This window comes from Sphingobium jiangsuense (genome assembly GCF_014196495.1).
GTDB lineage: Bacteria > Pseudomonadota > Alphaproteobacteria > Sphingomonadales > Sphingomonadaceae > Sphingobium > Sphingobium jiangsuense.
In genome coordinates this window covers 119,771-131,880 of sequence record NZ_JACIDT010000006.1, presented here as the reverse complement: position 1 = coordinate 131,880, position 12,110 = coordinate 119,771, and the positions used below count along the sequence as shown (strand labels likewise).

12 protein-coding genes are annotated in these 12,110 nt (G+C 68.8%); 3 read left to right on the top strand and 9 right to left on the bottom strand.

The window, feature by feature from the left end; genetic code table 11:
* Window positions 1-5 precede the first annotated feature (5 nt).
* The 3 genes from GGR43_RS10150 to GGR43_RS10140 all read right to left on the bottom strand — a co-directional run bounded on the left by GGR43_RS10150 (window position 6) and on the right by GGR43_RS10140 (window position 3,057).
* Complete coding sequence (locus GGR43_RS10150; RefSeq protein ID WP_284277183.1) at window positions 6-941, bottom strand: tyrosine recombinase; 936 nt, start codon at window positions 939-941, stop codon at window positions 6-8.
* Between the two features lie 7 nt (window positions 942-948).
* Complete coding sequence (locus GGR43_RS10145; RefSeq protein WP_188071963.1) at window positions 949-2,790, bottom strand: hypothetical protein; 1,842 nt, start codon at window positions 2,788-2,790, stop codon at window positions 949-951.
* Between the two features lie 78 nt (window positions 2,791-2,868).
* The gene (locus tag GGR43_RS10140) at window positions 2,869-3,057 is read right to left on the bottom strand and encodes a hypothetical protein (protein ID WP_188071866.1); all 189 of its coding nucleotides are present in this window, start codon (window positions 3,055-3,057) and stop codon (window positions 2,869-2,871) included.
* A 100-nt stretch (window positions 3,058-3,157) separates the two neighbouring features.
* Here GGR43_RS10140 and GGR43_RS10135 point away from each other — a divergent pair, with 100 nt between their 5' ends.
* Window positions 3,158-3,724 carry a shikimate kinase gene (locus GGR43_RS10135; RefSeq protein WP_188071865.1) on the top strand — a complete coding sequence of 189 codons (567 nt, stop codon included), beginning with the start codon at window positions 3,158-3,160 and terminating at the stop codon, window positions 3,722-3,724.
* Window positions 3,721-4,830: a 3-dehydroquinate synthase gene (aroB, locus tag GGR43_RS10130; protein ID WP_188071864.1), complete on the top strand. Its 1,110-nt coding sequence runs from the start codon at window positions 3,721-3,723 to the stop codon at window positions 4,828-4,830. The genes GGR43_RS10135 and aroB overlap by 4 nt, the downstream gene beginning before the upstream one ends.
* A gap of 7 nt (window positions 4,831-4,837) precedes the next feature.
* Here aroB and GGR43_RS10125 read toward each other — a convergent pair whose 3' ends face one another.
* The 5 genes from GGR43_RS10125 to radA form a co-directional block, all read right to left on the bottom strand.
* Entirely contained in the window at window positions 4,838-5,164 is a 327-nt protein-coding gene (locus GGR43_RS10125; protein ID WP_188071863.1) for a DUF423 domain-containing protein, read from the bottom strand.
* A gap of 1 nt (window position 5,165) precedes the next feature.
* Window positions 5,166-6,968 carry a cation:proton antiporter domain-containing protein gene (locus GGR43_RS10120; protein ID WP_188071962.1) on the bottom strand — a complete coding sequence of 601 codons (1,803 nt, stop codon included), beginning with the start codon at window positions 6,966-6,968 and terminating at the stop codon, window positions 5,166-5,168.
* A gap of 17 nt (window positions 6,969-6,985) precedes the next feature.
* On the bottom strand, window positions 6,986-7,468 hold the full coding sequence (locus tag GGR43_RS10115; protein ID WP_188071862.1) for an iron-sulfur cluster assembly scaffold protein: 483 nt from the start codon (window positions 7,466-7,468) through the stop codon (window positions 6,986-6,988).
* Between the two features lie 92 nt (window positions 7,469-7,560).
* Window positions 7,561-8,124 carry a CvpA family protein gene (locus tag GGR43_RS10110; RefSeq protein ID WP_188071861.1) on the bottom strand — a complete coding sequence of 188 codons (564 nt, stop codon included), beginning with the start codon at window positions 8,122-8,124 and terminating at the stop codon, window positions 7,561-7,563.
* Between the two features lie 72 nt (window positions 8,125-8,196).
* Entirely contained in the window at window positions 8,197-9,564 is a 1,368-nt protein-coding gene (gene radA, locus GGR43_RS10105; protein WP_188071860.1) for a DNA repair protein RadA, read from the bottom strand.
* A 111-nt stretch (window positions 9,565-9,675) separates the two neighbouring features.
* Here radA and GGR43_RS10100 point away from each other — a divergent pair, with 111 nt between their 5' ends.
* On the top strand, window positions 9,676-10,389 hold the full coding sequence (locus GGR43_RS10100) for an endonuclease/exonuclease/phosphatase family protein (RefSeq protein WP_188071859.1): 714 nt from the start codon (window positions 9,676-9,678) through the stop codon (window positions 10,387-10,389).
* 303 nt (window positions 10,390-10,692) lie between these two features.
* Here the strand turns inward: GGR43_RS10100 and GGR43_RS10095 are convergent, their stop codons facing one another.
* Window positions 10,693-12,099 carry an NAD(P)H-dependent flavin oxidoreductase gene (locus tag GGR43_RS10095; RefSeq protein WP_188071858.1) on the bottom strand — a complete coding sequence of 469 codons (1,407 nt, stop codon included), beginning with the start codon at window positions 12,097-12,099 and terminating at the stop codon, window positions 10,693-10,695.
* Window positions 12,100-12,110 lie beyond the last annotated feature (11 nt).

Sequence of the window (12,110 nt, the reverse complement as noted above, 5' to 3'; positions counted from 1 at the left end):
TGCCGTTAAGCCGCCCCGCGCCTCAGGTCAACGAGCGGATGACGGCGATTGACCAATTCCACCAGATGCGAGGCGTCCACATGGGTGTAAATCTGCGTCGTGCCGATATCGGCATGGCCCAGCATCGTCTGGAGCGCGCGCAGGTCCGCCCCGCCCGACAGCAGGTGGGTGGCGAAGGCGTGGCGCAGCACATGGGGGCTGAGCCGGTCGGGCGCGATCCCCGCCGCCGCGCCCAGTTCCCGCACCATCTGGAACAGGCGCACGCGGCTGAGATGCGATTTGCCCGACGGGAACAGCCAGGGCGACGCCGGGTCGACATGGCCCGCCCAGCGCGCCGCCGTCGCCCGCGCGCGATCGGAAACGGGCACGAGCCGCTCCCGCCCGCCCTTGCCGCGCAGGATCAGGAAGGGTCGGTCGGGGTGGATGGAATTGCGCGGCAGCGAAACCAGCTCCGTCGCGCGCAGCCCCGATCCGTAGAGCAGTTCGAGCAGCGCGAGCATGCGCACATGCCGGGCCGGGGGATGGTCTCCGCCTGCCTTCTCCTCGGCGACGGCGAACAGGCGGCCGACCTCTTCATGGGAGAGGATCTTGGGCAGCGGGCGGCGCAGGCCGGGCCGCGCGATCCGCATCGCCGGATTGTCGGCGCGCGCGCCGTCCTCCTCCAGAAAGGTGTAGAAGCGGCGCAGCGCCGACAATTTGCGCGCGACCGAGGAAGCCGCCAGTCCGGCCCATCGGTCGGCAAGACCGCGCAGCGCCTCCGCGTCGGCCCCAACGAGCCCCGCCGCGTCCAGCGCCGCGCTCGCCCCTTCCAGGTCGGTGCGATAGGCGAGCAGCGTGTTGCGCGCCGCGCCGCGCTCGGCCGCCAGCATCGCGATGAAACGGTCTATCGGCGCGCGATCCACCGCCGCCGCCTCGGCTTTGGGGGGCCTTTCGCCCGCCACGTCCGGCTCAGCTCCGCATGATCGCTTCGGCGGCGATCATCCGCGCCTCCGGGTTCAACCCGACGCGATGGAGCGCGGCGACGATGTGATAGAGATGCTCCGCCGGCATCCGGCGCCAGTCCGACACCTGCATGCCGACCCCGGCGAGCAGCGCGACCGTCGCTTTTTCCCCGCGCCGGGCGGCGCGATCGATCGTCTGTTCCCAGCGGGTGCGCGGTTGCAGGTTCACCCCGGCATCCCCGGCGATCCGGGCCGCATCCTGCTGCCCGATCCGGCCCAGCCCGGCCAGCCCGGCGAGCAGCATCCGTCCGCGCGCGCCGTTGGCGCCGATATAGGACTGCACCCGGTCGGCCGATATCCTCACCGCCACGCGCGGCGCGCCCACGGCCAGCATCGCCCAGCCGTCCAGCCCCTCATCCTCGGCAAGCGCGTCGGACGCCCCGGCCCAGCGCAGCGCGCTCAGGTCATAGCCCGCGCTCAGCATCGCGGCGATCAGGTTGGAGACGTCCGCCCCGCCGACCTGCGCCGTGGGCAGCGCGGCGGCGGCGCGGGCGAGCGCCAGCATCGCGACCAGATCACGATGCCCCGCCTCGCCCCAATAGCCGCGCATCGCCTCTATCCGCTCGCCCGCGGACGGCGCGCCATAGGCTTTGCGCAACAGGTCCACGCGCGTGCGGAAGCCGTCCGGCGCGGCATCGGCGGCGGCGAGCTGCGCATAATAATCGACCAGCGCCCCGCCGGAAAACACGCCGAGACGCGCGGCCGCCTCTACCGAGGGTAGCCGCTTCTCGACCGCCAGCGCGGGCGCGATGGCCTGCCACGCCAACACCTGACGCCCCGCGCCCTGCATCAGCTCGGCGGGGATATCGACATTGGCGGCGGTCGCGAGGCCGAAGCGCCAGGCGGTCAGGCGATCGACGCCGTCCCATTCTATCTTCACCGACCGGCGCGCATTGGCCCCGGCGCCGACGATCTTCTCGGTCAGCCGGTAATCGATGCCGCTCACCTTGCCGCCGCGCTGCGTCTGGTTGAGGATCGCGCTCGCCCGGCCCTGCTCGGCGGAGAAGGAGGCGCAGATCGCCTCGGCCATGCGCCAGCTCGGCGAGGAACTGGTCGCCAGCGCACCCTGATAGATCGGGCACAGGCCCACCGGGTCGGCGCTGGCCAGATAGGCCTGCATCGCCACCGCGTAGAGGCGCTTGCTGTACTGATCGGCATCGACGCTCTGCACCATCAGGCGCGCGGCATCGGCCTCGCCCATCCGCACCAGCAACCAGGCGCGCTCGGCCACCCAGTCGGCACCCTCTATGTCGGCGGGCGTGTCGGTGGCGGACAGCAGCGCGCGGCGCAGCAGGATCGAGGCCCAGCGCGATACGAAGGGCGCCTTGGCCGTGCGCATCAGGGCAACCAGATATTGCCCGGATTCGCTGCCATAGGCATTGGCGGCCAGTCCGCCGGTGCGGTCGGTCAGCGGCCCCACCCGGTCCAGCGACCGCCGCGCGCGGTCGGGAAGGTCATATTTGGCCTGCTGCGCGGCCAGCTCTTCCGGCGTCAGCTCCGGGACGGCTACGGCTTCCTGCGCGTTTCCGGCAGCTTCCGGCGGCGCGCCCGCCGTGCCGAGATCGAGTTGCAGGCTCGGCCGGACAGCGGGCGATCCCGGCGAGGAAGGCGAAGGCTGCGCCTGCTGCGGCTCGCCCGAAGGTTCATCGCCCGCCGGTTCGTCGCCGAAACCGGGGGGAAGCAGCGAGGTTGGGCCGCGCTCGGCGACCAGCGGCACCGCGACGCCGAGGGAGAGAAGCGCGACCGCCGCCCCGGCCAGCCAGCGTACCCGCCCAGGCAAACGCCGGATGCCCGGCGCGCCGCCTGCCCGGTCCTCGGCCGCCGCCTCTTCGGCCGGCCGCGCGGTGCCTTCCCCTGCCATCGCCGCTTACTGTCCGAGTTTCTCGGCGGGAATCGGCTTTTCGACGGGGGTGACGGGGCGCTCCCCGCCGCGCTGCCATGCCAGCACCAATATCGCGAGAACCAGAATCGCCAGCGCCAGACGGATGACGGGCAAACGCGGGCCGCCGCGACGGCGGGAGCTTTCGAACATGCTGTTGCTGCGTTTGATTTTCATAAGGCTGCTGGCAAATCCTGAACTGTTTCACTTTCCTTGCGGCCCGGCGCGCAATTTCGCTTTTGCCTGCCGCGTGCGGCGCTGTATAGCCCCGCGCAGCATGCAACGAAACAACAAATCCGTTCAAGCCCCCGACAAGCGAGCCGGCGACCGGCTCGCCGATCCGCGCCCCATCGTGCTGATCGGCATGATGGGGGTAGGCAAGTCGACCATCGGGCGCCGCCTCGCCCTGCGGCTCGGCCTGCCTTTCGTCGATGCCGACGACGAGATCGAGCATGCGGCGGGCATGACCATCCCGGAGATTTTCGCCCGCTATGGCGAGGCGGGCTTCCGCGACGGGGAACGCCGGGTCATTGCCCGGCTGATGGAGGAAGGACAGCAGGTCATAGCGACCGGCGGCGGCGCGTTCATGAACGAGGAGACGCGCGCGCTGATTCTGGACCGGGCGATCGCCATCTGGCTCGACGCGGATATCGACATATTGGTGGAGCGCGTGTCCCGCCGCGAAGGGCGGCCCCTGCTGCAAGGCAAGGATCCCCGGCAGGTGCTGACCGAGCTCGCCGCCATCCGCACGCCCGTCTATGCGCTGGCCCCGATCAAGATCCGCAGCGGGGCCGGGCCGCACGAACAGACGGTAGACCGCATCATGGAGGTATTGGGACGATGAGCACCGTCAGCGTGGCGCTGGGCGCGCGCAGCTATGACATAGTGATCGAGGACGGCCTGCTGGACCGCGCGGGCGAGCGGCTCGCCCGCTATGCGCGCGGCGGCCGCCTCGTCGTCGTCACCGACGAGCATGTCGCCGCCGCCCAGCTGCCGCGTCTGCTCGCCGCGCTGACCGGCGCGGGGGTCGCCGCCGAGGTCATCACCCTGCCCGCAGGCGAGGGCACCAAGAGCTGGGACGGCCTTTCCTCGCTGATGGACCGGCTGCTGGCGCTGGAGGTCGAGCGCAACGATCATGTGATCGCGCTGGGCGGCGGCGTGATCGGCGATCTGGTGGGCTTCGCCGCCGCGATCCTGAAGCGCGGCTGCCAGTTCGTGCAGGTGCCCACCACGCTGCTGGCGCAGGTGGACAGCTCGGTCGGCGGCAAGACGGCGATCAACACGGCGGCGGGCAAGAACCTCGTCGGCGCCTTCCACCAGCCCTCGCTGGTGCTGATCGACCCCACCAGCCTCGACACCCTGCCCGCGCGCGAGGTGCGGGCGGGCTATGCCGAGGTCGTCAAATATGGCCTGATCGACGACGCGGCCTTCTTCGACTGGTGCGAGAAGGATGGCACCAAGCTGCTGGCGGGCGACCCGCAGGCGCGCGCCCATGCGATCGAGAAGAGCGTCGGCGCCAAGGCGGCGATCGTCGCGGACGATGAGGAAGAGCGCAGCGGCCGCCGGGCGCTGCTCAACCTCGGCCATACCTTCGGCCACGCGCTGGAGGCGGAGACGGGCTATAGCGACAGGCTGCTCCACGGCGAGGCGGTGGCGGCCGGGATGGCCCTCGCTTTCCGCTTCTCCGCCGCGCAGGGGTTGTGCCCGGCCGAGGACGCGCGGCGCGTCACCGCGCATCTGCGCGCGGCGGGGCTGCCCGCCGGCCTCAGCGATGCCGGGGTCGATGCCGACGGCGCGACGCTGGTGGCGCATATGATGCACGACAAGAAGATGGACGGCGGCAAGCTGCCCTTCCTCCTCGCCCGCGGCATCGGGCAAACCTATCTCGACAAGCAGGTCGACCTGAAGGCGGTCGAGGCGTTCCTCGACGGGGAACGGGTCGCCGCCTGAACCAGCGTCAGGCGCGCCAATAGCCCCAGGCGGCCCACAGCCAGCCGACGATCATCAGCGTGCCGCCGATCGGCGTGATCGCCCCGAACCAGCGCGGCGCGCCGAACGCCATCGCATAGAGGGTGAAGGCGAAGATCGCCGCGCCCGCCAGCATCAGCATCGCGGCCGGGCGTGCCGCCTGCATCAGCGCGATCGCCGCGACGGCATGGATCAGCTGATAGAGGCCGCCGGTGCGCAGCCATTCCGCCGCCTGCGGCGAGGAGGCCCCATGCGCCCCGAACGCGCCCGCCGCTATCGCCAGCGCCGCGCTCAAGGCCGCCAGAAAACCGACCATCTCATTCCCCTTCCCCGCTTTGCTCGCGCGAGCGCAGATTCATCGTCCGCCCAGGGCGATACATCAGATGCTTCGCCGCGAACAGATCGCCTTCCTTCAACTGCACCTCGAAGCGGGTGCGGTCGTTCTCGCGATATTGCTGCTCGACCTCGGCGATCTCCTCCGGCTTGACGCCGAGAAGCTGCATCGACAGGCGGCCCATGGCGATGGCGGATTCGAACAGCTCGCGGATGACGCCACCCAGATTGATCCCGTGCAGGCGGATCATGTGCCGCCGGTCGAACACCCGCACGACGATGGCGGCATTGGGGAAGGCTTCCTTCACATGCTCCAGCACCGGCGCGTCGAGCGCGGGGTCGTCGATGCAGAAGGCGATCAGCCGCGCCTCGTCCGCGCCAGCGCTGCGCAACAGCTCGACGCGGGTGCCATCGCCATAATAGACCTTCATGTCGAACTGGTCGCTCAGCTGGATCTGCGCGGGCTTGCGGTCGATCATCGTCACCGCGAAGCCATGGCCCATCAGCATCTGCGCGACCGTCTGGCCAAAGCGGCCATAGCCGACGATGATCGCGGTGCCGCGCGCCGCGACCTCCGGCGTCTCGAACCTGTCCGCCGAGGGCCGCGCGAATTCGAGGCGGCGGGCGAACAGCATCAGGAACGGCGTTGTCGCCATCGACAGGGTGACGACCGCGTTGAACATGCTCGCCGCCTGCGGCGCGATGAGCAGCGCGTCGCGCGCCTGGGCGAACAGCACGAAGCCGAACTCGCCGCCCTGGCTCAGCAACAGGCCGAGGCCCAGCGCCGCCTTGCCGCGCATGCCGAACAGCATCGCAAGGCCCCAGAGGATCAGCACCTTCACCGCGACCACCAGCAGCGCCATCGACAGCACGAACAACGGATTGGCCAGCACCGCCCGGATATCCAGCACCATGCCGACCGCGAGGAAAAACAGCCCCAGCAGGATCGAGCGGAACGGCTCGATATCGGATTCGATCTCGTGCCGGTAGGGCGAATCGGCCAGCAGCACGCCCGCGACGAACGCGCCCAGCGCCGTCGACAGCCCCAGCGAATGCATCAGCAGCGCGCTGGCGATCACCGTGAACAGGCCGACGACCACGAACAGCTCCCGCTCGCCCATGGTGCCGACCAGTTGCAGCACCGGCCTCAGGATGAAGCGGCCCGCCAGCCCCAGCCCGCCGATCGCGCCGATGGTGTAGAGGACGAGCAGCCAGCCCGGCGGCCCTCCGGCATCGGCGGGATTGCGCGACAGCGCGGCGACGATGGTGATCAGGGGGACGATGGACAGATCCTGAAACAGCAGGATCGAAAAGGCCTTTTCGCCGAAGGGCGAGTTGATGCGCCCGCTGTTCTTGAGGCCCGGCAGCACCTGCGCGGTGGAGGAAAGCGCCAGCGGCAGGCCGAGCGCGATGGCCGCGCCCGTCGAGAAGGCGGTGCCGTAATAGATGATCGTCGCGAGCGCCACGCCGGACAGCACCACCTGCGCCAGCCCCAGCGCGAAGATGTCGCGCTTCAGCCGCCACAGCCGGGCGGGGTTGAGTTCCAGCCCGATGATGAACATCAGCAGCACGATGCCGATTTCGGCGATGTCGAGCTTCGTCTGCCCGCCGCCGACCAGCCCCAGCACCTGCGGCCCGACCAGCGCGCCCGCGACCAGATAGCCCAGCACCGCGCCCAGCCCCAGCCTGCGGAACAGCAGCACGAAGAAGGTCGCGAAGCCCAGAAGGATGAAACCTTCGTCCAGCAGCAGGTCGGTTGGCGTGATGGGGGCATGATGCACCGGCATCAGCTCCTGCCAGCCGCTCATGCGCGCAGGCTCCCCTTGTCGTTGCCGGAAACGGCGCGCGCGCCAGCCTGCCCCGCCGCCTCGCCCGCCGCCTCGCCTACCGCCTCGAACGACAACAGGATGGAGGGATGACGCGCCGGATAGGCGCGGGCGGCGGCAAAGACCGACAGGCCCGGCCAGAAAGCGGCCTCTTCGCCGCCCGCCGGATCGGCGAGCCACGCGCGCAGCCGCTCACCCGCCTGCCGTACCTCTTCGGCGGTGCGCCCGATCGCATGCGCGGCCATCAGCGAAGCCGAAGCCTGTCCCAGCGCGCAGGCGCGCACGTCGAGGCCGAGGGCGCTGATCCGTCCGTCCGCATCGACGCGCACATCGGCGATCACCCGGCTGCCGCAGGTGGGCGAGCGCCTGTCGGCGCTGGCGTCGGGCTGGTCGAGGCGATGATGGTGCGGGATCGACGCCGCGAGCCGCAATATTTCCCGGTTATAAAGGGCGGAGGACATGAACCAGACCTAAGCGGTCGCGGGCTTCAGGGAAAGGGGCGGCAATGGAAAAAGTGCACCCGCCTGCAAGCTGAGGCATCCCTCCCACTCCGTCATCCCAGCGCAGGCTGGGATCGTCGTCGATAGCGTGGAACCTCGCCTCGAACGATGCCAGCCTGCGCGCCATCGGTGCGCTCGTTCACCAGACGGCTCATCGCGTCGCCGCTGGCCTTGAGCAGGGGATAGCTGCGCGCCTCCGTCATCCAGTCCGGGCGCTTGGCGTTCACCGTGTAGACGAGATTATAGGCAAGGGTGAAGGCGAGGAACAGCACCGTCGCCACCAATATGCCCTTGAGCACGCCGAAGCCCGCGCCCAACAGGCGGTCGACCGGGCCCAGCACCGACGTCCGCATGCCCCGCCCCGCGCGCCGGGCGACAAGCTTGCCCACGACGAAGGTGACGATGAACAGACCCGCAAAAGCGAGAATTTCCGCCGCCGCCCCCGCGCCGACCCAGATGCCCGCCAGATCGGACATCGGCGCCAGGAACAGGCGCACCGCCACCACAGCCAGCACCCAGGCGAGCAGCACCAGCAATTCCTCGACGAATCCGCGCAGGAAGCCGAAAACGGCCATCCCTCCGGTCAGCAGCAGCAGCGCCATGTCCAATGAATTCATGACGTCGCGCTAGAGCATTTTGAGGCCAGAGGGAACATCCGACGACTTGCCAAGGTCGAAAAACAAGGCCGGTCAGCCCCGGCCGAGCACATGGTCGACATATTGCGACAGGGTGCGATAGCCGCGCAGGTCCATGCCCGCCGCCTCGCCTGCCAGATTGGCCGGTACGGAGGCGGTGCCGAAGCCCAGCTTGGCGGCCTCGCGCAGGCGCAGCGGCGAATGGGCGACCGGCCTGATCTCGCCCGACAGCGCGACCTCGCCGAAGAAGATCGCCCCGCCCGGCACGGGCCGCTCGGCCAGCGCGGAAATCAGCGCGGCGGCGACCGCCAGATCGGCGGCGGGATCGGCGATGCGATAACCGCCCGCGACGTTCAGATAGACCTCGCAATTGGCGAAGCTGATGGCACAGCGCGCCTCCAGCACGGCAAGGATCATCGCCAGCCGCCCGCTGTCCCAGCCGACGACCGCGCGGCGGGGCGTCGCACCGCTGGCCAGCCGCACGGTCAGCGCCTGTATCTCGACCAGCACCGGCCGCGTGCCCTCCAGCGCCGGGAACACCGTCGCCCCGGTCACGCTTTCGGCCCGGTCGGTCAGGAACAGCGAGGAGGGGTTGGCGACTTCCTCCAGCCCCTCTTCGGCCATCGCGAACACGCCGATCTCGTCCGTGCCGCCGAAGCGGTTCTTGATCGCCCGCAGGATGCGATATTGGTGGCTGCGCTCGCCCTCGAAGCTCAGTACCGTATCGACCATATGCTCCAGCACGCGGGGCCCCGCGATGCTGCCGTCCTTGGTCACATGGCCGACCATCACCAGCGCGGTGCCCTGCTCCTTGGCGAAGCGGATCAGTTCCTGCGCACTCGCCCGCACCTGGCTGACCGTGCCGGGCGCGCTTTCGATGAGGTCGCTGTGCATCGTCTGGATCGAATCGATGATGAGGAAATCCGGCGCCTCGCCCCGGCCCAGCGTCGTCAATATGTCGCGCACCGAGGTGGCGCTCGCCAGTTGCACCGGCGCATCGCCCAGCCCCAGCCGCCGCGCGCGCAGCCGCACCTGATCGGACGCCTCCTCGCCGCTGATATAGGCGACGGAAAGCCCCCGCCGCGCGATCGAGGCCGCCGCCTGCAACAACAGCGTCGACTTGCCGATGCCCGGATCGCCGCCGATCAGCGTCGCGCTGCCCGTCACGAGGCCGCCGCCCAGCGCCCGGTCGAACTCCGCGATGCCGGTGCTTTCCCGGTCGGGCAGCGCGGTCACGCTGTCGAGGCTGCTCAGCACCAGCGCCCGCCCGCCGCTTTGCAGGTCGTGCCGCGCGGAAAAGACGCTCTCCGGCGCTTCCTCCGCCAGCGTGTTCCAGCCGCCGCAATCGTCGCACTGCCCCTGCCACCGGGGCGATGCCGCGCCGCATTGCTGGCACACAAATTTTTTCTTCGCCTTCGCCATCGGCCCATCTTGCAGAACATAGAGAGAACATCAAGCCAATTTGAAGGGCAAATCGCAAAGGCCGTCCCAACAGGGCTGGAAAGCCGTGCGGCATTGCGGCATGAACGCCCCATGCCGGATCTCTGCGTGCGCGTCGCCAGCTACAACATCCACAAGGGCGTCGGAACGGATCGCCGCCGCAACCCCGAACGCATATTGGCGGTGCTGGCCGAAATCGATGCCGACATCATCGCGCTGCAAGAGGCCGACCGGCGCTTCGGCCCGCGCGAGGCGGTGCTGCCCCCGCATCTGATCGAGCGGCACAGCGATTATCATGTCGCGCCGCTCAACGTGCAGACGGACAGCATCGGCTGGCACGGCAACAGCATCCTGGTGCGCAAGTCCGCGACCATCCACATGAGCGACATCATCCACCTGCCCTATCTGGAGCCGCGCGGGGCGGTGGTGGCGGAGGTCGAGTTTCCCGGCGGCCATGCGCTGCGCCTCTACGGCATGCATCTCGACCTGTCGGGCCTGTGGCGGCGGCGGCAGGCCCATGCGCTGCTCAACAGCTATGCCGGGGCGGACCCGATGCCGACGCTGATGGCGGGCGATCTCAACGAATGGCGGGCCAGCGGCGGCTGCCTCGTCGATTTCGAGCGGCATTTCGACTTCGCGCCCTGCGGCCAGAGCTTCCCGTCGCGGCGGCCGGTCGGGCGGCTCGACCGGATCATGGTGAACGAGCGGATCGAACTGCTGGATTCGGGCGTGCACGCCAGCCTGCTGGCGCGCAGGGCCTCCGACCATCTGCCGATCTGGGCCGACCTGCGGTTGCGCCAGGGCTGAGCGCTCCGCACCTTCGCAGATATGGAGGAACCATTCGGGCTGAGCTTGTCGAAGCCCTGTACTTCCTTGACCTGAAAGGAAAGACAGTCCTTCGACAAGCTAAGGGCGAACGGATATGGGAGAATGGCAGCCATCCCCACCAATCCACCATCCCTATTACGTCATGCCAGCGCAGGCTGGCATCTGCTGAGGCGGCGCGCAACATGGCCTGCGGCCCCAGCCTGCGCCGGGGTGACGAGCGAGACAAGCAAAACGGGCGCAGCCGAAGCCGCCCCCGTCGCATAGTCCTCGTTTCGACCGGCCTCAATCGCCGGTCAGGATACGATCCACAAGCTGCTTCACCGTAGGCACGAAGCCGTTGGAATAGAAGGGATCCTTCTTGAACTGATAGGCGCCGTGGCCCGCGAACATCAGGTTCTGTTCCGGGTCGCCGCCATGGGCGATGTCCTGCAACGTCTTCTGAATGCAGAAGCTGCGCGGATCCGCCAGGCGGCCGGTCGAGTTCGTCTCGCTGTCCATCCAGCTGGAGAAGGAGCATTGCGACAGGCAGCCCATGCAATCGGCCTGATCCTTGCGGATGATCGCCTTTTCCTCTTCCGTCACGAACACCAGCGTATTGTCCGGCGTCTTGAGCGCGCTGGTGAAGCCCTGCCCCACCCATTCGCGCGCGCGGATCAGGTCGCCGCGCGTCACCCAGAAATTCTTGCCGCGCACGCCCACGTCGAGCTGGTGCGTGTGGTCGCCCGCCTGTTCCAGGCTGAACGCGATCTGCCGCTCGGACCGGGCCTCCAGATTGCGCAGGAAGGGATTCCGCACGGCGGAGGAATAGAAACCGGTCGGCGAAAAGCGATGAAGCAGGATATCCCCTTCATCCAACTGGGTCAGCTTGTCCTTCCACTGCTGCGGGATTGGGCTTTCCTGCGTCAGCAGCGGACGCGTGCCGAACTGAAAGGCGATCGCCCCCAGCTCCGGATTGTCGATCCAGTCGTTCCAGTCGCGCAGATACCAGACGCCGCCTGCCATCACGATCGGCACCTCGTCGGAAATGCCGCCTTCGCGCATCGTGTCGCGCAGCGCCTTGACGCGGGGATAGGGATCCTCCGGCTTCAGCGGATCCTCGGCATTGGACAGGCCGTTATGCCCGCCCGCCAGCCACGGATCCTCATAAACCACCGCCGCCAGCCATTCGGCGGCCTTGGAATAGGCGCGCTTCCACAGCGCGCGGAAGGCACGGCCGGAGCTGACGATGGGGAGATAATGCACGCCATAATGCGCTGCGATCTCGGAAAGCTTGTAGGGCATGCCCGCGCCGCAGGTCACGCCCGCGACCATGCCGCGCGTGCGTTCCAGCACGCCGTGCAGCACCCGCTGCGCGCCGCCCATTTCCCACAGCACGTTGATGTTGATCGCGCCCTTGCCCCCGGCGATCTCGAACGCGCGCTTCACCTGTTCGACCGCGCCTTCGATGCCGTAGGCGACCAGTTCCTCATGACGGTCACGCCGGGTGCGGCCGGAATAGATTTGCGGGATGGGGTTGCCGAAGGCGTCATAGCTGTCGGCGTTGACGGCCGAAACCGTGCCGATGCCGCCCGCCGCGGCCCATGCGCCGGAACTGGCGTGGTTGGAAACCGCGACCCCCTTTCCACCCTCGACCAGCGGCCAGACCTCGCGACCGCCATAGTTGATGGGTTTTACCCCCTTGAACGTCATTTGCACTCCTA

Excerpts from the sequence above, each read along its gene's own strand:
- radA (WP_188071860.1), bottom strand. The coding sequence starts at position 9,564 with ATGGCGAAGGCGAAGAAAAAATTTGTGTGCCAGCAATGCGGCGCGGCA.
- GGR43_RS10110 (WP_188071861.1), bottom strand. The coding sequence starts at position 8,124 with ATGAATTCATTGGACATGGCGCTGCTGCTGCTGACCGGAGGGATGGCC.
- GGR43_RS10120 (WP_188071962.1), bottom strand. The coding sequence starts at position 6,968 with ATGCCGGTGCATCATGCCCCCATCACGCCAACCGACCTGCTGCTGGAC.
- GGR43_RS10135 (WP_188071865.1), top strand. The coding sequence starts at position 3,158 with ATGCAACGAAACAACAAATCCGTTCAAGCCCCCGACAAGCGAGCCGGC.
- GGR43_RS10125 (WP_188071863.1), bottom strand. The coding sequence starts at position 5,164 with ATGGTCGGTTTTCTGGCGGCCTTGAGCGCGGCGCTGGCGATAGCGGCG.
- GGR43_RS10115 (WP_188071862.1), bottom strand. The coding sequence starts at position 7,468 with ATGTCCTCCGCCCTTTATAACCGGGAAATATTGCGGCTCGCGGCGTCG.
- GGR43_RS10100 (WP_188071859.1), top strand. The coding sequence starts at position 9,676 with ATGCCGGATCTCTGCGTGCGCGTCGCCAGCTACAACATCCACAAGGGC.
- GGR43_RS10140 (WP_188071866.1), bottom strand. The coding sequence starts at position 3,057 with ATGAAAATCAAACGCAGCAACAGCATGTTCGAAAGCTCCCGCCGTCGC.
- GGR43_RS10095 (WP_188071858.1), bottom strand. The coding sequence starts at position 12,099 with ATGACGTTCAAGGGGGTAAAACCCATCAACTATGGCGGTCGCGAGGTC.
- aroB (WP_188071864.1), top strand. The coding sequence starts at position 3,721 with ATGAGCACCGTCAGCGTGGCGCTGGGCGCGCGCAGCTATGACATAGTG.